Source organism: Galbibacter sp. (genome assembly GCF_048266365.1).
In the GTDB taxonomy this organism is placed as follows: domain Bacteria; phylum Bacteroidota; class Bacteroidia; order Flavobacteriales; family Flavobacteriaceae; genus Galbibacter.
Window position 1 is genome coordinate 37,370 of the sequence record NZ_JBLWZP010000001.1, and the last position, 24,365, is coordinate 61,734.

Consider the following 24,365-nt stretch of genomic DNA (forward strand, 5'->3'; position numbering starts at 1 on the left):
TAAAAATCTAATAAGGCACTAGGTTAGCAATGCCGCTAAGGTGCAAAAATAGTTATTATTTTTTTGTTTTCGGAAGTTCTATAGAAGCGGCGTGTAAATCTCAAAATAGTCATCAACAAAAAACGAGTCCGGGATAAACCACAGACTCGCATTTTTGAGGTTTAAATTCAATTATTGTACTTTTTTCTTGAAGTTATCAAAATCAGAATCAGTTTGTTCCTTAGGCCATATATTGTTGGAGGTATCTACATCCGCAGTTTGCGCTTTTGGATCGATCTCAACACGAGTGATTTCTTTTTCGCTTGCAATGACTCTTTTTGACTCTTTGTCATTTTTTCTCCAAACCTCCACAGGGTAAGTAATCATTTCTTTGCTTCCGTCAGCATAGGTATACTCCACAAGGATAGGCATTGGAATTCCGCCAGGTTTTGAGAATGTGATCTCATAAAAATATTTAGGTGATTTTAATTTTGCCCGCTCTGCAGGGGTGAAATTATCCATCAAATAGTCGTTCAGTGTTTTAAAATTTTCTTTTTCAGTTCTTTTAACGACCTCATTTGTATATTCGTCACTTTCCTCAGCAACTAGATAAACTAGTTCAGGTAGATCAGCTTCGGTCATACCTCTTTGCTCTAAAATTTCTTTAACACGTTGGTTAGGTTTTGATGAGACATGAAATTTTTTAACTCTAGCTATTCCTATATCCACATTAGCAGTGGTGTAGAACCAAGCTCTCCAGAACCAATCCAAGTCAACCGCAGAAGCATCTTCCATGGTACGGAAGAAATCTTCAGGGGTTGGATGTTTAAACATCCAACGTTGTGCATAGGTTTTAAATGCATAATCAAAAAGTTCATGCCCCATGACGGTCTCTCTAAGAATGTTAAGTGCAGTGGCAGGTTTGCCATAAGCGTTAGCACCCAATTGATAGACATTTTCAGGATTAGACATTATAGGAGCGATATGGCTTTGGTCACCTTTCATATAGCTGACAATCTTGCTAGGTTCTCCTCGTCGCGAAGGATATACCCCACCAGGGACTGCGGCCGGGTTGTTCTTTGCAAACTCTTGCTCAGTTAAATATTGGCAGAAGGTATTTATTCCTTCGTCCATCCATCCCCACTGACGCTCATCTGAATTCACAATCATAGGGAAGAAGTTATGTCCAACCTCGTGAATAATGACACTAATCATACCAAATTTGGTGCGATCGCTATAGCTCCCATCTTCTTCAGGTCTTCCGTAGTTCCAGCAAATCATAGGATATTCCATTCCCTGATTTTTAGCATGAACAGAAACTGCCTTAGGATAAGGGTAGGAGAAGGTGTGTTTTGAATAGGTTTTAAGGGTTTGAATCACTGCTCTAGTTGAGTATTCTTCCCAAAGTGGGTTCCCTTCTTTAGGATACATAGATACAGCCATAACGGTGCTTCCATCTTCCATTTTTACTGCCTGACGTTCCCAAATATACTTTCTAGAAGTGGTAAACGCGAAGTCGCGAACATTCTCAGCCTTATAGGTCCAAGTTGCGGTATCAGTTGAATATCCTTTCTCATTTTCAATTGCTTGTTCCTCTGTAACGATAAATACAGGGCTTTTATACGAAAATTTAGATCTTTCATATTCTTGAAGCTGCTCCTCTGTCAATACCTCTTCTGGATTCTCTAGCGTACCTGTAGCTTCCATGATGTGATCTGAAGGTACTGTGATATTTACCTCGAAGTTTCCAAATGGAAGTGCAAATTCTCCATCACCCCAGAATTGATGATTTTGCCAACCTTCCGCATTGTTATAAACTGCCATTCGTGGGTAAAATTGAGCGATGACATAATTTCTGTTTCCATCAGGAAATTCTTCATATCCGCTTCTCGCGCGGTCAGTTATATGATTGTTCACCTTATACCACCATTTGATTTGAAGAACAAATTGCTCTCCTGATTTTAAAGGCTCGTCCATTTCTACGCGCATCATTGTCTGATTGATGGTGTAGGGAAGGTTTCTTCCTTTTTCGTCTTTTACATGTGTGATATTAAATCCACCGTCAAAGGCAGGTAAGTAATGCTTACTTACAAAACTACCGGTTTCCTCGGCCGGAGGCATTCCTTCACCGTCTTTGATCAGTGCTTTAGAATCTTTGGTTCTTATGTTTTGATCTAACTGCAGCCAAAGGTAATCTAGGGATTCAGGTGCATTGTTGGTGTAAGTGATGGTTTGTTCACCGCTAATTTCTTTGGTATCATCATTTAGTGTGATATCCATCTTATAATCTGCCTGTTGTTGGTAGTACGCAGAACCGGGTGCACCAGAACCAGTTCTAAATAAATTAGGAGTAGAAAACTCCTGATACATTTGTCTGAACTTGTTGTTGTTTTCATGGCCTTGATGGCTGCCACTGTTCTCTTCCTGCGCAATTGCAAGTCCAAAAACCAGTAGCCCTAAGCTTGTTAGTAAAAGTTTAATTTTTTGCATCATGAATTGTAAATAAATTAGGTTGTAAATATAAATATAAACTAGATTTTGGGCGGTTAATCTTCTAATTCTAATACGGCTTTGTCACTTTCTTTGATTAGTACATAACTTTTCTTTAGTTCGTCCACCTTGATATGTATAACATTTTTCTGTTCGGGATAAACCCCGTAAAGTACAGTGCTCTTCACCCCAATACTATGGAATGTATCCTTAGCTATACGTGGAACTTCTAAATAGATTTTCATTACATCAACATCGTATTGCTTGCCAATGAAATTCCACTCCACTCTTTTCTGATCGATAAATATAATGAATTTATCCCTGAGGTAGTGTTCTATATAGGAGTCGACATCTTCGAGCTCTTCATCGGACATAAGCCTTGGTTCTATCCCATACCGCTCTACGAGCAGCTTTTCCATATCGTCTACAAAATACCTGGAAATCATTTGAATCGCCTGATCCTTTTCTCGGTAATTCACATCAGTTACACTAAGGTAAAATTTGTGATATGCCGTAAAGCTCAGCAATGGAATAAGGAATACCAATAGAAGGTATTTGTGTTTACAAAACCAATTTAAGGTACTATTAGAAGTGAACGTTAAAGTCAATTGATTCAATATTAAATTACACCGAAGTCCTTAGAAAAGCAAATGTACATATTGCTTTACAAATTTTAGTTGCACAAACTCTTAAAATTCAATTACAAGCCAAGGGAAACGAAAACTGTTATGGATTTTCTGTCCTCTGAACAGCAATAAAGTTTCTGCTTTGTTCAACCAGAAAGTCAATTAGTTCAAATTCGTGATCTCTTTTCATGAGCTGCTGGGACGGCAGCTTGTCGTCCACATAGTATAAAAAAGCATTAATCTTGTCCTGAGGAATTTTTAGATCGATCACAAAAAACTCATCATTATACACTTGACGCAGTACTTGGCTTGGTAAAATTGGGGTACCCTGATCTTTGTCAGAATTTGATTTAAATAGTGCTTTGAAAATATTGACGAAATTTATTCCGTTTACCATCCCTCTTTGGCTCACCGGGATGGCCATATTCCCTTGTATTGGGGTAGAGTGGTCTTTTTCAAATACGTATTCTTTGAACTGTGCATTTTTATTCTGTATCCAAGCTTCTCTGTCTTCAGGAGTAATGATTACCTCGTCTAGTTCAGTAATTTTTTCATCGACTTCAACTACCAGCCTTTTGTTTTCAATAATCTCATCGGTAATTGTCACGGTTTTTAATTCAAAATTAAGTGCGGTGAAGGCAACTTTATCACCTTCGCTGACTAGAATTAGGAATTCGCCCTTTTCATTGGTTGTGGTAGCATCTTCAGTATTGATGTTAATAACATTTTCAGCAGGCACAGGAGTGTTTTTATACAATACCACACCCCGGATGAGTTGAGCGTTATCTGACTGAGCCTTCGATATTTGTGTTCCAAATAAGGCGATGCATATTAAAATGAGATATTTTTCCATGGAGTTATAATCAAGATTTTAGTCTCAAAACACACCGAACTACAGTAGTAGTTCAATAGTTGCTTTGTGATATATATTATAAATTTACAAAAAAATAAACGTTGAGCATTATGAAAAAAATGTTAATTGCAAGTACTTCTACGTTGTACCAAGGTGCATATCTCGATTATTTATTAAGTGATTTAGAAGAGTTCTATAAAGGGATAGACGAGATTGTATTTATTCCTTATGCACGACCAGGAGGAATTTCACATGAGGCTTATACAGCAAACGCCAAAAAAGCTTTTGAGCGTATAGGTAAAAAGGTGGTAGGCTTACACCGTTTTGATGATCAGATAGGTGCATTAAAAGAAGCAAAAGCGGTGTTTACAGGTGGTGGAAATACATTTTTACTGGTCTCACAGCTCTATAATTTCAAGACGCTTCCGGTGCTAAGAGAGCGTATTTTTGAAGGGATGCATTATTTTGGAACCAGTGCAGGATCCAACATTACAGGGGTGACTATGCAAACCACCAATGATATGCCAATTATATATCCTCCAAGTTTTAAAACTTTGGGTACAATCCCCTTTAATATCAATCCGCATTACTTAGATCCCATCGAAGGCTCAAAACATATGGGGGAAACTAGAGAGACCCGCATCCAAGAGTTCCATACCTACAACACCATTCCAGTTGTCGGACTTAGAGAGGGGAGCTGGCTAGCAGTTCAAGGGGATCAAATTACATTAAAAGGAAGCTTGTCAGCCAGGATATTCGAACAAGGTAAAGATGCCTATGAAATTGACCCGGAAAGTTTGATTAAGTTTTGAGCTGGTAGTTATTTCGAATGTGTTTTTTTTGACCCTGCGGATAAGGAGTTAATGACCTCGAGCTCCTGTTCTGTTAAATAACGCCATTCTCCTACCGGAACGTCTAAGTTTACATTCATGATTCGGATTCGTTTTAAGGAAGTAACCCTGTAATCCAGATATTCACACATTCTTCGAATTTGCCTGTTGAGTCCTTGGGTTAGAATGATTTTAAAAGTATGACTGTCAATTTTTTCAACCTTGCACTTTTTTGTTAATGTATCCAGTATTGGAATACCATTACGCATACGATTTAAAAATTCATCCGTCAGGGGTTTATTTACCCCGACGATGTACTCCTTCTCGTGACCATTTTTCGCCCTTAGAATCTTATTGACGATATCACCATCATTGGTAAGGAATATCAATCCTTCACTGGGTTTATCCAATCGCCCGATAGGGAAAATACGTTTAGGATAATTGATGTAATCTATGATGTTGTCTTTTTCAACCTTGGTGTCTGTGGTGCATACAATACCGATCGGCTTGTTGAAAGCCATATATACAAAATCTTCCTGTGGTGCGTTAATAAGCTTTCCGTCTACGCGGATTTCATCCTCACTACTCACTTTGGTTCCCATTTCTGGAAGTTGACCATTAACCGTGATTCGCTTTTGTTGAATGAGTTTATCAGCCGCTCTTCGTGAGCAATACCCTGCTTCACTTAAGTATTTATTTATTCTGGTAAGTTCTTTTTCCATTGTAATGTACAAGATACAACATATTCAAAAAAAAAGCCCAACAAAGGTTGGGCTTCAAAGAGCGGGAGACGAGGGTCGAACTCGCGACATTCAGCTTGGAAGGCTGACGCTCTACCAACTGAGCTACTCCCGCGTATACGTTACGCTGGGCAAATATACAGAAAGTCTTAAAGTCTTTCCAAATATTTTTTACGCTAATTTTTGGATTAGTAAAATTGTAGAAATTAGAGTACCTTTAATCAAGATACTACACACATTATGGATATATTAATTGAACACGAAGAATCTGTTAGTAAAGGGCGATTTTACGTTGAAGACGATGGTAAAACTTTGGCAGAGATGACTTATTCTATTGCAGGGCCACATAAAATAATTATTGATCATACTGAGGTGGACGAATCTTTGAAGGGGAAGAAGGTTGGGTTTAATCTCTTCTTAGCGGCTGTCAATTACGCTAGAGAGGCTGAAAAAAAAGTGCTTCCACTATGTCCTTTTGCCAAGGCACAATTTGACAGGCATCAGGAGTATAGGGATGTGTTGCTTCCCTAATTCGCGCATCGCTGAAATACTGGCATTAGGTGTAACTAAAAGTGCCAAGAATATGTAAATTTGAAAAAAAGTCAAACATGCATTTTATATCTCAAGCCATAGAGTCCTACGTGGAAAATCACAGCGAAGATGAACCTGAATTACTTCAACAACTTTCTAGGGAAACGCATCTGCAAGTGCTGCGACCACGAATGTTAAGCGGTCACTTTCAAGGACGACTCTTGAGTCTTTTGTCAAAAATACTTCAACCAAAAAATATTCTTGAGATCGGGACCTATACCGGATATTCAGCGCTTTGTATGGCTGAAGGTCTTGTTGAAGGAGGAGCATTACACACCATTGATATTAACGAAGAACTCTACGATTTTCAGAGAAGCTTTTTTGATAAAAGTGATTATGGATCACAGATCTTTCAGCATGTGGGTAGTGCTATTGATATTATCCCAACACTGGATATGAGCTTTGATTTGGTTTTTATAGATGCCGATAAAGAAAATTACCCAACCTATTTTGATTTGGTTATCGATAAGGTAGCGCCAAAGGGAATCATTCTCTCCGATAATGTGCTTTGGAGCGGTAAGGTTGTCGAACCGGTGGATCCAAAAGACAAAAGCACGCCAGTATTGTTGGAATTCAACAGGAAACTAAAAGAGGATCCTAGGGTGGAAACAATCTTGCTTCCTATTCGAGATGGTTTAACGCTGAGCAGAAAACGTTAGATCCTTTTAGCTACTCTTTTTTCCCTATGTATACAAATTTATAGACTAGCAATGCGATGGAGACACCTACAAGCGCTCCTGCGATGATGTCTGACGGGTAATGTACCCCGAGGTACATTCTACTGTAAGAAAACAGTATTGGCCAGACGAAAAAAAGATAGGACCATTTGGTTTTCTCACCAAGTACCAGAACCACAAAAGTAGTCACAGCAAAAGAAATTGCAGTATGGCCGGAAAAGAAACTATAGGAGACCGGGTGACTCAAAACCCGCAACTGATCTTTAAAACTTTCGATATGTTCCGGTCGTAGTCGTCCTACTGAGATTTTTACCAAATAAGTTACGAATCCACAGGCGAACAGTACAAGAAGTATTTGAAGAAATATGGAATAGAATTTAGAAGGGGTGAAACGAAACCACAGCACAATTAAAATGGCTAAATACAGGGGTAGCCAACTAATCGGATTGGTGACAAAAAGCCAAAACCCATCGTGATTAACAAGGCCAAAATTGTTGATATATAACAAGAACTCGCGATCGAGTTCGTGTAGTTTTTCAAGCATCAGAGCTTACGTTTAACCGAACCTGTAAAATTTTCCAAGTCATCTTTAACTTTGGTTACTTCATCTCCTATTCCTTTTGTGAAATCTGAGTCTAACCCGTTTTTTTCTGCACTCTTTTGAATCTCGGATTTGACTTCATTAGTAGCGTTTTTTAATTGACGCATACCTTTGCCTAATTCTCTTGCAATTCCAGGGAGTTTATCTGAACCAAATATCATAACGACTATAAAGAGTATGAAGACAATCTCAACTCCACTAATAAATAAAAACATATACCTTGTTATTTAGCCTGGTGAATCCACCAGCACAAATATAATGAAGTTTAGATGTAAATTTGAAATACTTAAGTCTTAATAATACGTTTTAACGTATCAAATTTTACAAATTCTTGTGGATATCTAAACTCAGAGTAATATTATTAAGTTTAAAATCTAATGCAATTAAAGCGCATAGGGGTTTTTATAATCCTTGCCCTGAAGAATATCCAGAAGGTCTTTTTCAATACTGTTAATAGGGTATTCTACGAGTCTGTTTACCTCTTTGTCATCTTTGTAGATAATAATAGTAGGAACATTTATAACGTCAAGTCCTTCTTCGAAATTTTCAGGAGTTACTTTTTGTTCCGTCATCGAATACAGTTCAAAATCGTTGTATTCATAACCTGCCTGATCCATGATTTTGAAAAACGCCGGTACATTGTGTTGGCTATCACTACACCAAGTACCCATAAAAATTTTGACAGTAATCCCATCTAGTAATGGTTCTAATTCTGCTACTACTTCTGCGTTTGCTTGATATTCTTTGTAGTTAGCATCAAACCATTGATTATAAGGTGCCTGTTCAAGCTGTTTTCTGCTGTGCTTTCCGACCAAGATAGAGTCTTTATCTTGATCTACTGATGCTTGTTTGGTATAATCGAGCTTATTAGATTTTGAAGCCCCGCTTTGGCATGCCATAAGACCAAATCCAAGTGCTATGATTAATATTGTTGTTCTTAGGGGAGTTATCTGGCCCTTTAATAGCTTCATAGTTGTTTAATTTAATCATTTAACTTCACTTTTAAATCAGCCATCAGGATAACGATTGACTTAAAAGCGAAGTTGTTTATTTTAGTACTCAAAGGAAATTATACCAAGGAATGTCTTGTCATTTCTTCAGGCTGTTCTACGCCCATTAAATGTAGAATGGTTGGAGCGATATCTCCTAACACGCCGTTTTTGATGTTCTTTAATTCCTGGTCCACTAATATAAGCGGTACCGGGTTTGTGGTATGTGCTGTGTTTGGAGTTCCATCAGGATTTATCATGGTATCACAGTTGCCGTGATCCGCAATGACAATGGTTGTATAACCATTCTCGGTAGCTGTAGTGATCACATCTTTAGCGCAGCTATCCACTGTTTCGCAAGCTTTGATTGCAGCCTCCATAACACCAGTATGACCTACCATGTCCGGGTTAGCAAAGTTTAAACAAACGAAGTCTACAGCTCCTTTCTTCAATTCAGGAATGATTTTATCTCTGATATCATAAGCGCTCATTTCAGGCTGTAGATCATAAGTCGCTACCTTTGGAGAAGGACAAAGAATCCGGCTCTCATTTTCAAAAGGCTCCTCTCTACCACCGTTAAAGAAGAAGGTGACGTGAGGGTATTTTTCGGTTTCTGCTATTCTGATCTGGTGTTTTCCAGCCTTTGATAAGGTCTCACCCAGGGTCGCGGTAATATTGTCTTTTTTGTAAACTACATGAACATTTTCGAAAGACTCATCATAGTTGGTCAAGGTTACAAAGTACAACGGTAATTTGTGCATGTTTTGTTCGTGGAAATCTCGTTGTGAAAGTGCCTGAGTAAGTTGACGACCTCTATCGGTTCTAAAATTAAAGAAGATGACAACATCGTCTTTTTCAACCTTAGCGAGTGAGTGACTATCCGCTCCCTGAAGTACAATAGGTTTGATAAACTCGTCGGTTACTCCTTGATTGTAGCTTTCTTGAATAGCCTCTAGTGCATTCTTATGCGGAGCGCCATCGCCATTAACAATTAGATCGTAAGCCAGTTTAACACGTTCCCAACGTTGATCCCTATCCATGGCGTAATAGCGTCCGATTACGGATGCAAGACGAGAATGCGTTTGAGCGCAGTGTTTTAGTAAGTCATCAATAAAGTCTTTACCACTGTGTGGATCCACATCACGACCATCGGTAAATGCGTGGATAAACACCTGTTCTTTTAATCCAAAATTATGGGCAGCCGTCATAAGACCTTTGAGGTGGTTGATATGAGAGTGAACCCCACCGTCACTAACGAGTCCTAACAAATGAACTTTCTTATTATTCTCTTTTGCATAGGTAAAGGCATCCTTTAGCTCCTTTTCTTGAGCCAAGGTCTTATTTTTCACCGCCATATTAATTTTAGCCAAGTCCTGGTATACGATCCTACCGGCTCCCAAATTCATATGTCCTACCTCACTATTTCCCATTTGGCCTTCAGGTAGTCCAACATTCATTCCGTCTGTTAGCAGGTCGGCGCTGGGGTATTTGGTGTATAATGAATCTATAAATGGAGTATTTGCATTCTCTATCGCTGATATTTTTGGATCAGGAGATTTTCCCCAACCATCCAAAATCATCAATATTACTTTTTTATTCATCGTTCTTAAAAATTATGATACCTCAAAGATACTACTATAATAACTTTTTAAAAAAAAAGTATATAAAGCTTTGTGCACGGCAGTGCTGAATCATACAAAATACCACAAAAATTAAACTCCTTGTAACAATTTGAGTTAGAATGGGTTATTGTTGGCCTTTGCTGTGTTAAAGATACGTTAAAGCTGATTTAAACTGAAACAATTCTTGTCGCCCGGCGTCCTTTAATAGTAAACCACTAAATAATAAACTTATGAAAAAAGCATTTTTAATTATGATCCTTGTACTTACAGTAGGGAGTTCATTCGCAAATTCATCAAAAAACGAAAAAAATCTTGAATGCATCCAATCAATGCATGTCCAAAAAACAAATGAACTGTCTCCTTTTTGTAAGGCTATAGTCCAAGGTGATTTGGAAACCGTACAAAGTTTACTCGCTTTAGGCGCAGATGTTAATGAAAAATCTCTTGGAAGAACACCAGCTATGTATGCTGCCCGTTACAACAAAGTAGAAATCTTAAAGTTATTAATTAAGTATGATGCTAATCTCAAGGTTAAATGCACTGGTAAAAAGTTTACTGCCCTGGAGTATGCGCAACATGCCAATGCGACCGAAGCAGCTCAGATTATCGAGCAAGCCTTGCATTCTTAAAGAGGACTACGTTGTATTAAAATTATTTGATTTAGCGATCGTCAAAATCCTGCAGTAATGCGGGATTTTGATCTTTATAGGAGATTCCTTTTAACACCTTAAAACACAAACAGCAGGAAGTTTAATCTCCCTGCTGTTTGTGTTTTTATTAAAATGAAGCTATTCTTATTAAGAAACAGCCTTAAGTTTATTGACAGTAGCTTTAGTAAGCTTTTCTTCAACATATTGTCTGTCAACGATGAGCTCAGTTTCCTTACTACTTGGTAAATCAAACATGGCATCGGTAAGTACCGTTTCACAGAGTGAACGCAATCCTCTAGCACCTAGTCCATATTCAACAGCCTTTTCAACGATATAGTTCAAAGCCGCATCCTTAATCTCAAACTTGATATCATCCATTTCAAACAATTTGGTGTATTGTTTAATGATGGCATTCTTTGGTTCTGTCAAAATGGAGCGCAATGTCTTAGCATCCAAAGGATCCATATAGGTAAGAACTGGTAATCGTCCAATGATTTCGGGGATCAAGCCAAATTCCTTTAAATCCTTAGGGATGATGTACTGTAAGAGGTTCTCACGGTCAATCAATTCCTTTTTATCGATGTTATATCCAACAGCCTGCATGTTGAGTCTCTTGGAAATATGTCTATTAATACCGTCAAAAGCACCTCCTGCTACAAACAGTATATTCTCGGTATTCACCTCGATAAATTTCTGATCGGGATGTTTTCTCCCACCTTTTGGTGGTACGTTTACCGTGGTCCCTTCAAGTAATTTCAGCAAGGCCTGTTGAACCCCTTCTCCGGAGACGTCTCTAGTTATAGAAGGATTATCGCTTTTACGTGCAATCTTATCAATTTCATCAATAAAGACAATACCGCGCTCAGCCTTTTCTAAATTGTAATCCGCTGCTTGTAGCAAGCGTGTTAATATGCTCTCTACATCTTCGCCGACATAACCAGCTTCGGTTAATACCGTAGCATCAACAATAGCAAGTGGTACATTGAGCATCTTAGCAATTGTTTTAGCAATTAGGGTTTTACCTGTACCGGTTTGCCCAACCATGATGATGTTACTTTTTTGTATTTCGATATCATCTTTTGATGTGGGTTGTAACAATCGCTTATAGTGATTGTAAACAGCCACAGACATTACTTTTTTAGTGACGTCCTGACCAATGACATACTCATCCAAATAAGCTTTGATCTCCGCTGGTTTTTTCAAGACCAGTTCCGCAGATAATTCTTGGCTCTTTGATTGTTGTAATTCTTCTAGTACAATACCGTGAGCTTGTTCGATACATCGATCACAAATATGAGCATCCAGTCCTGCAATAAGCAAGTTGGTTTCTGGTTTCTTTCGTCCACAGAAGGAGCATTCTAAATCTTCTTTCGCCATTTTTCCTTTTTTGTGAAAGCGCAATGACTGCACTTTCTATTAAAAATAGATTTTAAGTCGCTGTTGTGGTGGTTAGTTATGGGGTGTTATTTGGTTCGAGCAAGGATCTCATCGATCATACCGTAGGATTTGGCCTCTTCAGCCTTCATCCAGAAATCACGATCAGAATCCTCGATCACTTTTTCCATCGTTTGCCCGGAGTGATTTGAAATGATTTGATATAGTTCATCCTTTAATTTCAAGATCTCTCTAGCAGTGATTTCAATATCACTGGCCTGACCTTGGGCACCACCAAGTGGCTGATGAATCATAACTCTACTGTGTGGTAGGGCAGAGCGTTTACCTTTTTCACCTGCACATAGTAGAACAGCAGACATAGAAGCGGCCATACCTGTACAGATTGTAGCTACATCAGGCTTGATGTACTGCATGGTGTCATAAATTCCCAGACCTGCATAAACGCTCCCTCCGGGAGAGTTAATATAGATCTGAATGTCTTTAGAGGCATCGGTGCTTTCTAAAAACAACAACTGTGCCTGGATGATGTTGGCTACCTGATCATTGATTCCGGTACCCATAAATATGATACGATCCATCATGAGTCTGGAAAATACATCCATGGCAACCGCGTTCATCTGACGCTCCTCTATAATATTTGGTGTAAGACCAACAGGAGTCATTGCACTTACGATCTTGTCGTAATACATACTGTTGATTCCTTGATCTTTTATGGCAAATGCCTTAAATTCTTTATCTAAATTCATATGATTCTATTAATATTTTAAGACGTAAAAAGGCGTTAAAACTTACTTTTTAACGCCTTAAAGATACTTAAAAATATTTTACTTGGAATTAGCTGTATACTTCTTTAACAAAGTTTTCAAAGCTCATTTCCTTCAACTTTAAGTTGGCTTTTTCTTTATATACGTTGATTAGCTTCTCGCTCATCAACTGTTCAGATAATCTCTTAGCCTCATCTTGGTTTGACAACACACGTGATGCGATATCTTCTAATACGCTTTCTTCCGGATTCATTTGCCCGAATTGCGCCATTTGCGAACCTACGTATTTCTTAGCATAATCCTTAAGCTCTTCATAAGTGATTTGAACATCATTGTCTTTAATGATTTTACCTTCGATAAGTTGGTAACGCAATCCTTTTTCAGATTTTTCGTATTCCTCACTAGCCTCTTCGTTGCTCAATTCATTCTCTCCTGTAGCTTGGATCCATTTTTTAAGGAACTCAGCCGGAAGGTCAAATTTAGTATCTTCGATCAATTGCTCAGTGATATCATTCAAGAGTTTCTGATCCGCTTGTTGAATAAACTGTTTTTCTGCATCTTCTTTGATCTTAGCGCGTAACTCTTCAACAGAAGTAACTACACCTTCTCCAAAAAGTTTGTCAAAAAGCTCTTGATTTAACTCAGCAGCTTCTCTCTTGTTCGCTTCTTCGATGGTGAATTTCACATCGATTTCTAAGTCGTGTGCCTTATCGTGATCTACTTTAAGGAAGTTCATCAAATCGTGATCATCCTCAAAAAGATTTTTAGTTTTAAGCTCTAGAGTGTCTCCAACTTTAGCGCCTACAAATTTATTTAGATTTCTCTTTCCTTTAAGTTTATCCAAGCTCAATGTAGCTTTGTTTTCGATTCCTTCCTCTTCATTGCTGAATGTTCCGGTAACCTCGCTATCTTCGCTTACTTCGTCTTGAGAAATAAGTTTCCCATATTGCTTAGCGATGCTGTCGATTTGCTCATCAATCATCTTATCATCAGCAATTAGCTTGTAATGAGTGATTGGCTTTTTGGTTTTTAACTCCACATCGAATTCCGGAGCAAGACCTAATTCAAATTCAAAAGAAAAATCTTCATTATCCCAATCCAAATCTTCTTGAGCCTTTGGAAGTGGATTTCCAAGAACATCAAGTTTCTCTTCAGTAAGATACTTGTTTAAAGATTCCTGAAGTAATTTGTTAACCTCATCAACCAATACAGCCTTACCGTATTGTTTCTTCACCAACCCCATAGGAACGTGCCCTTTTCTGAATCCGGGAATGTTTGCCGTTCTACGGTAATCGTTCAGTATCTTAGCAACTTTGTCGCTATAATCATCTTTTGTAATTGCAACCTTAACTATTGCATTTAAATTGTCTATTTGCTCTCTAGTAATATCCATGCGCTGTAAAAAATTTAATAGCCCTGTAAACGGGCAGGCAAAAGTAATACATTTTAGAAAGTTAACCAAGTTTTTTAAAAGGCTGAAAAACAAATTCTTATTTTTTGTTTTTCAGCCTATTAGTAATATTGGTTGCGCGTGAAGTTCACTAACAATATAGCGGTGCTATTATCGCTAGCTTTGCCGTTAATCTGTCGTGATTAATGCGTTAAAAATGGATTGTAAGATAGTGAGAAGAACACTAAAAATAAGTGCCCACCAAAAACTATCCGCTGAAAATCCTTGGACTAAAAAGTCCACAATTAAAACAACCACGGCGTTAATCACCAGTAAAAACAGCCCCAGTGTTAGTATGGTTACCGGTAGGGTCAAAATAACCAGAAGCGGTTTTACCAGCAAATTTAATAACGCCAAGACCACGGCCACAATAATGGCTGTGACATAACCGTCAACCTGGATTCCCGACAGTACATTAGCCAGAATTACCACCGCTACGGCAGTCAAAAGTAGTTTGATAATCATTTTCATCATTAAAACTTTATTATTGGTTTGTACTTAAAGATACAAAAAAAGCGCCTATATCAATATAGACGCTTAAATATCCTAAGGTGTGTACCTTACTATTTCACAAATATGGTCGGATAACTTCCCGGATTTACCATTGGAATATCAGCCTGATATGTAGCATTAATAGCGTTAATAAAGTTATTTGCAACTACGGCATATCCACGTTGGGTTGGGTGAACACCGTCTAAAGAAAATGCACCTCCGGTTCCAAAGGTATTGGTGATGGTGCCTCCATCAAAAGACACGCCCCCTTGGGCTAAAGTGTTCATCAGAGCTTGAATGTCAACAAAAGCGAGTTCATATTCTTGGGCCAAGGCTTTGATGGCAGTGTTGTATGCTGTTTGCGCTGTAACTACCAATTCGATTTCAGAAGCTGTAAGTAATTGGCTGTCATTTAAAGGCACCCCAACTCCAATTACAGAGCTTGGATTTGAAGGATCTGCCAGGGTACCGAGTACCGAAGAAACCGGAAGTGGAATAAGATCCTGACTTGTGGCTTGACGCATATTGGTTAGCCCTGGATTTATAGAGGTTAAATCTGTCAGCTCCTCGTCCAGTAAAACAACAGGGTTTTGTCCTGCTGCAAATGTTATGGTACGTTGAGCCGCTTCTTCAGGGGTGATTGCCCCAAACAAAACCGCTTGTTGTAAACCGCCATTATACGGGGCATAGGCCTGGTTAAGCGTAGATGCGGTAGCTTCATCTAAGGGAATAGCGTTATATGGTACTGTTGTGAAAAATGGTATGGAAGTCACATCAGGGATATTGGCAACAGCTCCTTTAGCGCCATTAGCCGTAAGGGCTTTAAGTAGCTCATTATAGACATTTGCAAAGACGTTAGGATCTGTGATATCTGAACTTCCATAGGTTGATGGTTGAAGATTTCCTGTTTGATCCACACCAACACCCCCTGAGGTAGCAAAACCTAAAATGTCGTTATTACCTATCCACAAAGTGAAAAATGTTGGGTTTTGAGCCACTGCATCACCAATTACTGTAGCTTCGTTAGAAGAAGCTATTCTAATAAAGTAAGGATTAGCTGCTGGTAAATTACCAATATTCCCATAGGTGTCTGCTAAAAGGTGAAAACTTTTAGCACCGGGAATTCCCATATTATTAAAATTACCTTCGAGATGATTGGCAATGTCCGTAGTCGGTGTTCCTTCGATAGGAACAGGATTCTGCTCGTTGGTACTAACCTGCAATACGAGACGGTTAGCTTGTATCTGTTGTCCATTAGCTAAAAGGCCACCTAGATTATCATTGACTAAGGGCTGAACAAAATCGCCTCCGCCTGCTAAAGCAAATTTAACTGCCAGCATGGAGGGGAATGAGTTTAATTGTCCTTCCAGGTAAAGCGCATTGTCAGCATATCCTGAGGTCAATGAATTTCCGACAGCCACATAGTTCGAGAAATCGGCCTGGCCACTGGTGTAGAAATCAACTTCATTTACGGGGTCGTTAAATTCAGGTTGACATCCGACAATCAAACTTACAGTAAGGATTGTATATAAATATTTTTTCATTTGTATCGCTTTTTTGAGTGCTTAAAATCCGTAGGTTAAACCGAGTCCGGGTACAAAACCATTGTTCTTATAGATGCCGCCAAAGGGAACGTTTTGACCGTTTTCTTGGTAGTAGTCATAAGACTCTTCAATTTCATCAAAATGGATGTAAAGGAACGAAGCATCAATGGCCAATCGATCGCTGACCTTAAAACTAAATCCGCCCGTGAAGTTATTGGAATCATTTCGAGGTGTTTCCGGTGCAAAATAACCAGATTGAACAGGTGATTCGTCAAAATAATAACCCCCTCTTAATACCAATCTTGGTGTAGCATTGTACTGGACCCCCAGGCGGTAAGTAGAAGAGTTTTTGTAGTTTCTAGGGTTAATGGAAGATTGTCCATTGCTGAATTCAACATCCAAGTTCTCATATGCATTCCAATACACTCTATTGTAATCAAAGGCAACAAGCCATTTTTCGTTGATTGCATATGAAGCACCAACTGTTAATTCTGCAGGGAGTGGTAAAGAAGCATTGAAGGTGACATGGTCGAATTGCCCCTGAAGGTTTCCGGCTTCCGGAACATTTTGAAAATCTGCTTCTCCATTTTTAGCGTCCATTTGTATTTTGGAGCGATAATTTATACCTAACGTTAGTTTCTCATCCGGTTTTACAGTTAAACCCAGGTTATAACCCCAAGCTGTAATTCCCTTCTTATCAATGGTGACATTGGTTCGGTTTCCATTGACATCTGAAGTTGTCCGGTCAATATTTCGGTTAAAATTTACATTACCGGTGGCAAAAATAGGCCCACCGCCAATACTGATTTTGTCATTGATTTTGAATGCCACTGTGGGTTGTACAAATATCGAAGCAAGACTGATGTCGTTGATCAAATGTGATCCTTCCCAGTCTTTTGGATATTCCACTCCGCTTCCGTAAGGTGTGTAAATTCCTAAACCAACACTTAACCACTCGTTGATTTTATAGGCGGCATAAACATTAAAAGGAGTGGCGGCACCATTCTTATCCTCGGTGTGCCAGCCATAGGTTTCGTTTTGAAAACTAATATTGGCGAAAACTAAATTAGCACCGACACTGACGGTGAATTTTTCGTTTAGAAACGTAAGTCCGGAAGGGTTGAAAAAAACCAATTCTGAAGAGTTGATAACGGCCACTCCGGTGTGTCCCATAGCAAGTTGTTTTTGCCCTTGCAGAGCAATTCGATATCCTCCGGCATAGCTCAGCGAAAAGCATAGCAATGCAATGACTAATGGCATTATTTTTTTCATGGGCATTAAAATGTTTGATTTAGCACTTTGTACTTCCAAAAATATAACATTAATCCTCAAAAAGCACACAATACTTAACAAATTACTACAAAAAAGCCTTTAAATCTTGCATTATGCATTAAGGAAAGCCATAGATTTTTCAAAAAATTGTTTTGGATTTTCGGCATGCAGCCAGTGCCCGGCATTATCAATGGTTTCAATACTTGCATTGGGGAAATAGCGCAGTATTTCGGTTTTGTCATCCGGATGTATATACTCCGACTTTGAGCCTCTCAAAAATAATGTTTTCCCGTCAAAGGAGTTTGTCGAAGGTAAAGGCTCCCCAACTTCTTCTTGAGCATTGCTCAACACCTCAAGGTTGATTCTTAAATCTAATTGTTCCTTGGTTTTCCAGTAGAGGTTCTTCAGTAAAAATTGACGCACTCCCCAATCTGAAAGATATTCAGCGAGTTTTTCATCCGCTTGAGAGCGGGAAGAAATTGTTGAAAAGTCAAGAGCGTTTAATCCCTCGAGGATACGATGATGGTGAGCGGGGTAGAATTTTGGAGCAATGTCGGCAACCAATAAGTGGTCCACCATATCAGGATGGCTTGTTGCAAAAAGCATAGCAACCTTCCCGCCCATAGAATGTCCTAAGATATTGATCTTATCTAAGTTTTTGGAGTTGACATACCTTAAGACGTCTTCTACCATGAGTTCATAGGTGAATTCATCAGCATGAAAACTTCGACCGTGGTTTCTCATGTCCAATAGGTGAACTTCGAAACCTTCATCGGCATATTTTGAGCCTAGGGTTTTCCAATTGTCTGCCATGCCTAAATATCCATGTACTATAATTAACGGGGATCCTTGACCTAGTATTTTTGAATGTAGTAACTCCATAGTTTCAATAGTTTTAGATTATGGGATTATTTTAATAATCCCGCTCTTCTTAGCAATGCCTCAGGCTGAGGTTCCTGTCCTCTAAACTGTTTGTACAAGTCCATTGGATTCTGTGTTCCGCCTTGAGAGAGAACGGTATTCTTAAACTTTGTCGCTACCTCTTTGCTAAAGATGCCTTTTTCTTTGAAGAATTCAAAAGCATCAGCATCCAATACCTCTGCCCATTTATAACTGTAATACCCGGAAGAGTAGCCTCCTTGGAAAATATGGGAGAATGAAGTACTCATACAGGTTTGTTCAATTTGCGGGAATAGGTTGGTGGATTGGAACGCCTTTTCCTCGTATGATTTTACATCTTCAATACCTTTTGGATCAATGCCATGCCAGCTCATATCCAAGATACCGAAGCTTAACTGTCTCACCGTTTGCATACCCTCCATAAAGGTTGACGACTCTTTGATCTTTTTGACGTATTCCATAGGGATAACCTCCCCTGTTTGATAATGTTTGGCGAACAGTTCTAAGGCTTCTTTTTCAAAACACCAATTCTCCATGACCTGAGAAGGAAGCTCCACAAAGTCCCAGTATACACTGGTGCCACTCAAACTAGGGTAGGTGGTGTTGGCAAGCATTCCGTGAAGGGCATGACCGAATTCATGGAATAAAGTTGTTACCTCATTGAAGGTAAGTAAGGATGGCTTGGTCGCTGTCGGTTTTGTGAAGTTACACACTATGGAGATATGAGGTCTGGAATCGATTCCATGTTTTCGGAACTGTCGTTTGTAAACCGTCATCCAAGCGCCATTTCGTTTACCTGGTCGGGGATGGAAGTCGGCATAAAAGATGGCCTTAAGCTCACCGTTTTCGTCCAAGACCTTATAGGTTTTTACATCTGTATGATAAGCATCTATTTCTGAGCTTTGTTCAAACTGAAGTCCGTATAATTTTCCGGCTATGGTAAAAACACCCTGGATAACATTTTCAAGTTTAAAATAAGGTTTCAACTTTTCATCGTCCAGATCAAAGCGTTGTTGTTTTAGTTTTTCAGTATAATAGGCAGAGTCCCATTTCTGCAATTGCTCGATTCCGTGAGTTTCTTTGGCAAAATTCTGTAATTCATTGAATTCTCTTTGCGCTGCTGGCTTTGCCTTTTCAAGCAAATCCTCTAAGAAGTTGTTTACCTTTTCAGGACTTTTAGCCATACGCTCTTCAAGCACAAAATCAGCATGGGTTTTAAAACCTAATAATGCTGCTCTTTGCTGACGAAGCTGTACTATTTGTTTGATGATTTCTTGGTTGTCATGTTCTCCACCTTTGAAAGCTTTACTACCAAAGGCTAAAGCCATCTCTTTTCGTAGGTTCCTGTCATCTACATAGGTGATCATAGGAATATAACTAGGGTAGTTCAGTGTAAACACCCAGCCTTCTTTATCTTGAGATTTTGCCTCCTCAAGCGCCGTTTCTATTGCGCTCTCAGGTAAGCCTTTCAGCTTCGCCTTGTCCGTGATATGAAGGGTGTAGGCGTTGGTTTCTGCCAATACATTTTCGCCAAATGTCAGACTTAATTTCGAAAGCTTAGCGTCAATCTCTCTAAGGGTTACTTTTTTATCTTCCGGGAGGTTGGCTCCATTTCTGGAAAAACTCTTATAGGTTTTTTCTAAAAGCATACTTTGCTCTCCATTGAGTGAGAGTTCATCTTTGCTATCCCACACTTTCTTTATGCGGTCAAACAAAACCTCATTTAAGCGAATGTCATTTCCAAATTCTGAGAGTAGTGGAGATATTTTCTGAGCCAATTTTTGAATCTCTTCATTGGTTTCAGCACTATTCAAATTGAAGAAAATTGAGGTGATTCTATCCAATTGTTCTCCGGTGAATTCCAGAGCTTCAATTGTATTTTCGAATGTTGGTGACTCAGGATCGTTGCAAATTACATCAATTTCACTTTTTGTTTTTTGAATCTCCTTCTCAATGGCGGGAAGATAATCTTCATTCTTAATTTGAGAAAAAGGAGCAGTTGTATAAGGGGTATTAAATGTATGATTGAGTATGTTTGACATGAGTATTAATTTTATGAATAGCTACAAAATAACAAGCTTTGCCCAAATAGCGCCTTGCCTTTACAAATGATTAACAATTGGAAGTATCCAAAAAGGAATCGTAGATCAAACAACGATTATTACTTTCCGGTATTACTAACTTAAGGCCTCAGTTCTTGAGCACCCTTAATTACTTTTTCTTTCAAGGATTCTTTGTAATCGATGATGCTCTGACGAACTTTAAGGTCAGCTACACCAACAATTTGTGCTGCAAGAATACCAGCATTTTTAGCACCGTTTAAAGCAACAGTGGCCACAGGAACTCCACCAGGCATTTGTAATATAGAAAGGACAGAATCCCATCCATCAATAGAGTTGCTGCTCTTTACCGGAACCCCAATCACAGGAAGAGGAGATAAGGAGGCTACCATTCCCGGAAGATGGGCTGCACCACCGGCTCCGGCGATGATTGCTGAAATTCCGTTGGAATGTGCATTTTTACCAAATTCGTACATTTTTTCCGGGGTTCTATGTGCAGATACAATATCTACAAAAACTTCGATTCCCAATTCTTTTAAAATGTCTATTGCGTCTTGCATAACAGGAAGATCACTTGTGCTTCCCATAATAACAGCTACTTTGGCCATGTTTGTTTAATTTATTTTTCAGACACAAATGTACAAAGAAGCCTCAAGAAGAACTTCTTAGGCCAGGTTTATTTTTAATAGGAGGTTTTTAAATACTTTGAATACGTGCAAATTTTGTGGTTTACCAAGTGTATATTACATATCACTATTCGCGATATGTGAATTCTCCTTCAAAAAAACCCTTACGGAGTTTTGAATGTGTTTTCTTTGCCAGTATTTTAAAATCGTGAATAGCATTTTCTAATTGATTTAAGAAATCTCCAGATTACTCTGGTAGGCTATCAACATCGCAAGAAGTAAGAGTAAATGCAATGAATGCTATAATTGTAAATTTTGTCATATGTGAATATCTGATTGATAAGCCATAGGTTTGATGTATTGAAAGACCGTAGAATAATTTCAAAAATCACCTACAACTTGTTATAATATTGAGTATTAATGATTTATCTCTTGTATTTTTTATATAAATCTTTTACTCTTGATAGCTTTTAATTTTGTCTAACTGGTAATAGTGGTTTTCCAATACGGTTTTACAATATTTCCTTTTTTGTGACTTAGAAACAAAAGAAATACACTCGCCAAAAGCCCAAAAACAGTCGCCTGAATCGAGCCTTCCGGGCCGAATTGTCCGCCTGTAAACCATTCCGAACCACTTATCCTAGATGTAATCAAGGTTTTAGACAACGCATTACCAGACACATTAGCTCCGTAAATGGCGGTTTGTGTGAAATTCCATGCAAAATGTATCGCAATCGGAAACCATAAGTTCCTCGAATATATGTAGGCAGCTCCTAATAATAAGCCTGCTTGAATTGCAAGTCCAATCCCAGCGATTAAAGAACTGTTTGGGTTAAGGAGATGTAGTAATCCGAATATGAGAGCGGAAATGAATAAAGCAATATAACTTCCTAATTTTTCTTCTACGATTCTAAATAATATACCTCGTAATAGAATTTCTTCAAATATTGCTGAGGAAAATGCCATACCCAAAGCTGGAAGTATGTAAAGAATTGGGTTTACGGACACAATTGAGTATTCTCCTGCGAAATAAATTACGAGAATGGTTAAAGATTGTGCAACCGCCCCAAGTAGAATACCCAAAGATAGGTTTTTCGCAATTCCATTAGTCGAAAACTCGGTTATTTTTCTTTTTTCATAATACTTATAAAGGTAGATATATGCTACTATGGTTAGAATACTCGAAATAATATTAACAATTAAATTTATTAAATCATTGCTCAATAAATTAGTTTGAAAAATTTTTCCTAATAAATTTTTTGATAAAGCAAATAACCCAACTATAATGGAAATTCCTACTATTATTTTAGTCAGTGGAAAGTGAAGAATTTTTCGTGTAATATTTTTATTATTCATTTTTATTTAGTTGAGTTTTAGTTGGCTCCAAAGTTTAAAAACAAGGGATTTATAGTTGATTTGTTATGAGGAATGTAATTTGCGATTAGTTTGATTTAAAGTATGCGAATAGGTTTCTATAAGTCGTCGCTTTATAATTATACCTTACAGTTGATTTCAGTTTAATTATTGTAGACGAGTACAAATAAACACGCATTACTGTATTAACTTCAATTAGGCGAGTAATTTTTGATTAGTTTTAAGCTGCTTTCTACTGCGTTTGTAATATGTGTTTTCTAGCCTCCAACAGCGAGCTTCAACCCAACCTATGTAGCATTTAGTACTGGAAATAGTCTTCTATAACGCTGTTAATTGCCCGCCATAATTCTCTGCCAATGGTAAATTAAAATTTTAACTAAAAATCGCGAAATTCTCACTCTATAATATATGATTTAGAGGGAGTACGTTCACTACCCAGTAATTTTATTATCCGAAATTACCCGAATACTGTTTTTCACCTGTTCAGCGATAGTCCTGGCTTTTGCAATATCTTCATTTACAATAGTGACGTGACCCATTTTACGGAAAGGCCGGGTTTCTCGTTTACCATAGATATGAGGAGTAACACCTTCCATGGCCATGATCTTTTCGATATTTTTGTAGATGACAGCCCCCTTATAATTCTCATCACCGACCAGATTAACCATGATTCCGGCAAGCTTGCTTCTTGTCTCTCCTAAAGGAAGACCTAAGATTGCTCGAAGATGTTGTTCAAATTGATTGGTGTAACTGGCTTCTATACTGTAATGACCGCTGTTGTGAGGTCGTGGAGCAACTTCATTGACCAAGATCTCGTCATTCTGGGTTTGGAACATTTCCACTGCAAGTAAGCCAACATGTTGAAAAGCTTGTGAAACTTTTAAGGCGATTAACTGAGCCTTTTTAGCCACAGATTCTTCAATTCGTGCAGGACAAATGACATATTCCACCTGATTGGCTTGTGGATGAAATTCCATCTCTACTACGGGATAGGTTTTGACATTACCATGAACGTCTCTGGATACGATCACTGCCAATTCATTTTTAAAAGGAATCATCTTTTCGGTAATGCATTCCCCGCTTGGAAGTCCCTCTAAATCAGAATAAGTACGAATGACTTTAACGCCTTGTCCGTCATATCCGAACATAGCGCTTTTCCATACAAACGGAAATGCAATGGATTCATTTTTTACGGCAGAAAGCAATTCATCTGCATAAGCAAAACGACTGAAATCCGCAGTGGGAATATTGTGATCCCTGTAGAATAACTTTTGTTTCGCCTTATTCTGTATTTTTTTAAGAGTAGCAGAAGAAGGGTACACTTTTTTACCTTGCTTTTCTAAGGCTTCTAATGCATCGACATTTACATTTTCGATTTCTATAGTGAGTACATCTACCTGCAGTCCAAAATTATAAACGGTATCGTAATCCATCAAATCTCCCAACTGAAATTCATTACAAGCGATGCTGCAAGGTGCCTCTGGACTAGGGTCCAAGACTAGGGTGTGAATATCGAATTTTCGAGTTTCGTAGAGTAGCATTTTACCCAGTTGACCACCTCCTAAAATACCAAGTTTAAAATCTGATGAAAAATAATTCATGCCTTTAAAATACCTAATTTATATAAATCGAATTATAGCGAAACAATCATTTGTTTAGTGACACGGCAAAAGTACAGTAAAAAGTGAAAATCCAATGTTTAAATGCCCTTTAAATGAATGCTCAAGGCTGATTTAAATTTGTTTAATAGTGCAAATTACTAGTCATAGGATGATTTTTTGTGAAAATCTATAAAAAATTGTTTAAATCGACTAAATTTAAGGAGAAAACAAATATGGAA

General features: G+C 38.3%; 23 protein-coding genes and 1 tRNA gene. 4 read left to right on the forward strand and 20 right to left on the reverse strand.

Annotated features, from left to right (window positions below; genetic code table 11):
* Positions 1 to 171: 171 nt before the first annotated feature.
* The 3 genes from ACN0TV_RS00175 to ACN0TV_RS00185 form a co-directional block, all read right to left on the reverse strand.
* The gene (locus ACN0TV_RS00175) at positions 172 to 2,469 is read right to left on the reverse strand and encodes a M1 family metallopeptidase (protein ID WP_417359934.1); all 2,298 of its coding nucleotides are present in this window, start codon (positions 2,467 to 2,469) and stop codon (positions 172 to 174) included.
* A 56-nt stretch (positions 2,470 to 2,525) separates the two neighbouring features.
* Positions 2,526 to 3,077 (reverse strand): DUF6702 family protein, encoded by a 552-nt coding sequence (locus tag ACN0TV_RS00180; RefSeq protein WP_417358921.1) that lies wholly within the window; start codon positions 3,075 to 3,077, stop codon positions 2,526 to 2,528.
* A 118-nt stretch (positions 3,078 to 3,195) separates the two neighbouring features.
* A complete protein-coding gene (locus ACN0TV_RS00185; protein ID WP_417358923.1) occupies positions 3,196 to 3,948 on the reverse strand; it encodes a hypothetical protein in 753 nt (250 codons plus the stop codon).
* 110 nt (positions 3,949 to 4,058) lie between these two features.
* Here ACN0TV_RS00185 and pepE point away from each other — a divergent pair, with 110 nt between their 5' ends.
* Positions 4,059 to 4,760: a dipeptidase PepE gene (pepE, locus tag ACN0TV_RS00190; RefSeq protein WP_417358925.1), complete on the forward strand. Its 702-nt coding sequence runs from the start codon at positions 4,059 to 4,061 to the stop codon at positions 4,758 to 4,760.
* Positions 4,761 to 4,768: 8 nt separating this feature from the next.
* Here pepE and rluF read toward each other — a convergent pair whose 3' ends face one another.
* A complete protein-coding gene (gene rluF / locus ACN0TV_RS00195) occupies positions 4,769 to 5,500 on the reverse strand; it encodes a 23S rRNA pseudouridine(2604) synthase RluF (RefSeq protein WP_417358926.1) in 732 nt (243 codons plus the stop codon).
* Between the two features lie 60 nt (positions 5,501 to 5,560).
* Positions 5,561 to 5,633: transfer RNA gene (locus ACN0TV_RS00200), tRNA-Gly, on the reverse strand.
* Positions 5,634 to 5,758: 125 nt separating this feature from the next.
* Between ACN0TV_RS00200 and ACN0TV_RS00205 the strand changes: the two genes are divergently transcribed.
* On the forward strand, positions 5,759 to 6,049 hold the full coding sequence (locus tag ACN0TV_RS00205) for a GNAT family N-acetyltransferase (protein ID WP_417358929.1): 291 nt from the start codon (positions 5,759 to 5,761) through the stop codon (positions 6,047 to 6,049).
* Positions 6,050 to 6,126: 77 nt separating this feature from the next.
* Positions 6,127 to 6,768, forward strand: a complete 642-nt coding sequence (locus tag ACN0TV_RS00210; RefSeq protein ID WP_417358931.1) for an O-methyltransferase — start codon at positions 6,127 to 6,129, stop codon at positions 6,766 to 6,768.
* Positions 6,769 to 6,778: 10 nt separating this feature from the next.
* Here the strand turns inward: ACN0TV_RS00210 and ACN0TV_RS00215 are convergent, their stop codons facing one another.
* The 4 genes from ACN0TV_RS00215 to gpmI form a co-directional block, all read right to left on the reverse strand.
* Positions 6,779 to 7,330: a phosphatase PAP2 family protein gene (locus tag ACN0TV_RS00215; protein ID WP_417358933.1), complete on the reverse strand. Its 552-nt coding sequence runs from the start codon at positions 7,328 to 7,330 to the stop codon at positions 6,779 to 6,781.
* The gene (locus ACN0TV_RS00220) at positions 7,330 to 7,602 is read right to left on the reverse strand and encodes a Sec-independent protein translocase subunit TatA/TatB (protein ID WP_417358934.1); all 273 of its coding nucleotides are present in this window, start codon (positions 7,600 to 7,602) and stop codon (positions 7,330 to 7,332) included. Before ACN0TV_RS00220 ends, ACN0TV_RS00215 begins: the two co-directional genes overlap by 1 nt.
* Before the next feature lie 168 nt (positions 7,603 to 7,770).
* Positions 7,771 to 8,358: a thioredoxin family protein gene (locus tag ACN0TV_RS00225; RefSeq protein ID WP_417358936.1), complete on the reverse strand. Its 588-nt coding sequence runs from the start codon at positions 8,356 to 8,358 to the stop codon at positions 7,771 to 7,773.
* 98 nt (positions 8,359 to 8,456) lie between these two features.
* Positions 8,457 to 9,977 carry a 2,3-bisphosphoglycerate-independent phosphoglycerate mutase gene (gene gpmI, locus ACN0TV_RS00230; RefSeq protein ID WP_417358938.1) on the reverse strand — a complete coding sequence of 507 codons (1,521 nt, stop codon included), beginning with the start codon at positions 9,975 to 9,977 and terminating at the stop codon, positions 8,457 to 8,459.
* A 251-nt stretch (positions 9,978 to 10,228) separates the two neighbouring features.
* Between gpmI and ACN0TV_RS00235 the strand changes: the two genes are divergently transcribed.
* Complete coding sequence (locus tag ACN0TV_RS00235) at positions 10,229 to 10,627, forward strand: ankyrin repeat domain-containing protein (RefSeq protein ID WP_417358940.1); 399 nt, start codon at positions 10,229 to 10,231, stop codon at positions 10,625 to 10,627.
* A gap of 168 nt (positions 10,628 to 10,795) precedes the next feature.
* Here the strand turns inward: ACN0TV_RS00235 and clpX are convergent, their stop codons facing one another.
* The 11 genes from clpX to ACN0TV_RS00290 form a co-directional block, all read right to left on the reverse strand.
* Positions 10,796 to 12,025, reverse strand: a complete 1,230-nt coding sequence (gene clpX / locus ACN0TV_RS00240; protein WP_417358942.1) for an ATP-dependent Clp protease ATP-binding subunit ClpX — start codon at positions 12,023 to 12,025, stop codon at positions 10,796 to 10,798.
* An 86-nt stretch (positions 12,026 to 12,111) separates the two neighbouring features.
* Positions 12,112 to 12,789: an ATP-dependent Clp endopeptidase proteolytic subunit ClpP gene (gene clpP / locus ACN0TV_RS00245; protein ID WP_417358944.1), complete on the reverse strand. Its 678-nt coding sequence runs from the start codon at positions 12,787 to 12,789 to the stop codon at positions 12,112 to 12,114.
* Positions 12,790 to 12,877: 88 nt separating this feature from the next.
* Positions 12,878 to 14,200 carry a trigger factor gene (tig, locus tag ACN0TV_RS00250; protein WP_417358946.1) on the reverse strand — a complete coding sequence of 441 codons (1,323 nt, stop codon included), beginning with the start codon at positions 14,198 to 14,200 and terminating at the stop codon, positions 12,878 to 12,880.
* Positions 14,201 to 14,386: 186 nt separating this feature from the next.
* On the reverse strand, positions 14,387 to 14,728 hold the full coding sequence (locus ACN0TV_RS00255; protein ID WP_417359936.1) for a phage holin family protein: 342 nt from the start codon (positions 14,726 to 14,728) through the stop codon (positions 14,387 to 14,389).
* A gap of 92 nt (positions 14,729 to 14,820) precedes the next feature.
* Positions 14,821 to 16,293, reverse strand: a complete 1,473-nt coding sequence (locus ACN0TV_RS00260; RefSeq protein ID WP_417358948.1) for a G-D-S-L family lipolytic protein — start codon at positions 16,291 to 16,293, stop codon at positions 14,821 to 14,823.
* A gap of 21 nt (positions 16,294 to 16,314) precedes the next feature.
* Entirely contained in the window at positions 16,315 to 17,565 is a 1,251-nt protein-coding gene (locus ACN0TV_RS00265; protein WP_417358950.1) for an OmpP1/FadL family transporter, read from the reverse strand.
* 111 nt (positions 17,566 to 17,676) lie between these two features.
* Complete coding sequence (locus tag ACN0TV_RS00270; RefSeq protein ID WP_417358951.1) at positions 17,677 to 18,447, reverse strand: alpha/beta fold hydrolase; 771 nt, start codon at positions 18,445 to 18,447, stop codon at positions 17,677 to 17,679.
* A 26-nt stretch (positions 18,448 to 18,473) separates the two neighbouring features.
* Complete coding sequence (locus ACN0TV_RS00275) at positions 18,474 to 20,507, reverse strand: M3 family metallopeptidase (RefSeq protein WP_417358953.1); 2,034 nt, start codon at positions 20,505 to 20,507, stop codon at positions 18,474 to 18,476.
* 140 nt (positions 20,508 to 20,647) lie between these two features.
* The gene (gene purE / locus ACN0TV_RS00280; RefSeq protein WP_417358955.1) at positions 20,648 to 21,133 is read right to left on the reverse strand and encodes a 5-(carboxyamino)imidazole ribonucleotide mutase; all 486 of its coding nucleotides are present in this window, start codon (positions 21,131 to 21,133) and stop codon (positions 20,648 to 20,650) included.
* 498 nt (positions 21,134 to 21,631) lie between these two features.
* Positions 21,632 to 22,507 carry a CPBP family intramembrane glutamic endopeptidase gene (locus ACN0TV_RS00285; RefSeq protein WP_417358957.1) on the reverse strand — a complete coding sequence of 292 codons (876 nt, stop codon included), beginning with the start codon at positions 22,505 to 22,507 and terminating at the stop codon, positions 21,632 to 21,634.
* Positions 22,508 to 22,956: 449 nt separating this feature from the next.
* The gene (locus ACN0TV_RS00290) at positions 22,957 to 24,126 is read right to left on the reverse strand and encodes a 5-(carboxyamino)imidazole ribonucleotide synthase (protein ID WP_417358959.1); all 1,170 of its coding nucleotides are present in this window, start codon (positions 24,124 to 24,126) and stop codon (positions 22,957 to 22,959) included.
* Positions 24,127 to 24,365 lie beyond the last annotated feature (239 nt).

What these genes read in the sequence shown, in the direction of transcription:
- ACN0TV_RS00175 (WP_417359934.1), bottom strand. Translation starts at nt 2,469, where the DNA reads ATGCAAAAAATTAAACTTTTACTAACAAGCTTAGGGCTACTGGTTTTT.
- ACN0TV_RS00185 (WP_417358923.1), bottom strand. Translation starts at nt 3,948, where the DNA reads ATGGAAAAATATCTCATTTTAATATGCATCGCCTTATTTGGAACACAA.
- pepE (WP_417358925.1), top strand. Translation starts at nt 4,059, where the DNA reads ATGAAAAAAATGTTAATTGCAAGTACTTCTACGTTGTACCAAGGTGCA.
- rluF (WP_417358926.1), bottom strand. Translation starts at nt 5,500, where the DNA reads ATGGAAAAAGAACTTACCAGAATAAATAAATACTTAAGTGAAGCAGGG.
- ACN0TV_RS00205 (WP_417358929.1), top strand. Translation starts at nt 5,759, where the DNA reads ATGGATATATTAATTGAACACGAAGAATCTGTTAGTAAAGGGCGATTT.
- ACN0TV_RS00210 (WP_417358931.1), top strand. Translation starts at nt 6,127, where the DNA reads ATGCATTTTATATCTCAAGCCATAGAGTCCTACGTGGAAAATCACAGC.
- ACN0TV_RS00215 (WP_417358933.1), bottom strand. Translation starts at nt 7,330, where the DNA reads ATGCTTGAAAAACTACACGAACTCGATCGCGAGTTCTTGTTATATATC.
- ACN0TV_RS00220 (WP_417358934.1), bottom strand. Translation starts at nt 7,602, where the DNA reads ATGTTTTTATTTATTAGTGGAGTTGAGATTGTCTTCATACTCTTTATA.
- ACN0TV_RS00225 (WP_417358936.1), bottom strand. Translation starts at nt 8,358, where the DNA reads ATGAAGCTATTAAAGGGCCAGATAACTCCCCTAAGAACAACAATATTA.
- gpmI (WP_417358938.1), bottom strand. Translation starts at nt 9,977, where the DNA reads ATGAATAAAAAAGTAATATTGATGATTTTGGATGGTTGGGGAAAATCT.
- ACN0TV_RS00235 (WP_417358940.1), top strand. Translation starts at nt 10,229, where the DNA reads ATGAAAAAAGCATTTTTAATTATGATCCTTGTACTTACAGTAGGGAGT.
- clpX (WP_417358942.1), bottom strand. Translation starts at nt 12,025, where the DNA reads ATGGCGAAAGAAGATTTAGAATGCTCCTTCTGTGGACGAAAGAAACCA.
- clpP (WP_417358944.1), bottom strand. Translation starts at nt 12,789, where the DNA reads ATGAATTTAGATAAAGAATTTAAGGCATTTGCCATAAAAGATCAAGGA.
- tig (WP_417358946.1), bottom strand. Translation starts at nt 14,200, where the DNA reads ATGGATATTACTAGAGAGCAAATAGACAATTTAAATGCAATAGTTAAG.
- ACN0TV_RS00255 (WP_417359936.1), bottom strand. Translation starts at nt 14,728, where the DNA reads ATGAAAATGATTATCAAACTACTTTTGACTGCCGTAGCGGTGGTAATT.
- ACN0TV_RS00260 (WP_417358948.1), bottom strand. Translation starts at nt 16,293, where the DNA reads ATGAAAAAATATTTATATACAATCCTTACTGTAAGTTTGATTGTCGGA.
- ACN0TV_RS00265 (WP_417358950.1), bottom strand. Translation starts at nt 17,565, where the DNA reads ATGAAAAAAATAATGCCATTAGTCATTGCATTGCTATGCTTTTCGCTG.
- ACN0TV_RS00270 (WP_417358951.1), bottom strand. Translation starts at nt 18,447, where the DNA reads ATGGAGTTACTACATTCAAAAATACTAGGTCAAGGATCCCCGTTAATT.
- ACN0TV_RS00275 (WP_417358953.1), bottom strand. Translation starts at nt 20,507, where the DNA reads ATGTCAAACATACTCAATCATACATTTAATACCCCTTATACAACTGCT.
- purE (WP_417358955.1), bottom strand. Translation starts at nt 21,133, where the DNA reads ATGGCCAAAGTAGCTGTTATTATGGGAAGCACAAGTGATCTTCCTGTT.
- ACN0TV_RS00285 (WP_417358957.1), bottom strand. Translation starts at nt 22,507, where the DNA reads ATGAATAATAAAAATATTACACGAAAAATTCTTCACTTTCCACTGACT.
- ACN0TV_RS00290 (WP_417358959.1), bottom strand. Translation starts at nt 24,126, where the DNA reads ATGAATTATTTTTCATCAGATTTTAAACTTGGTATTTTAGGAGGTGGT.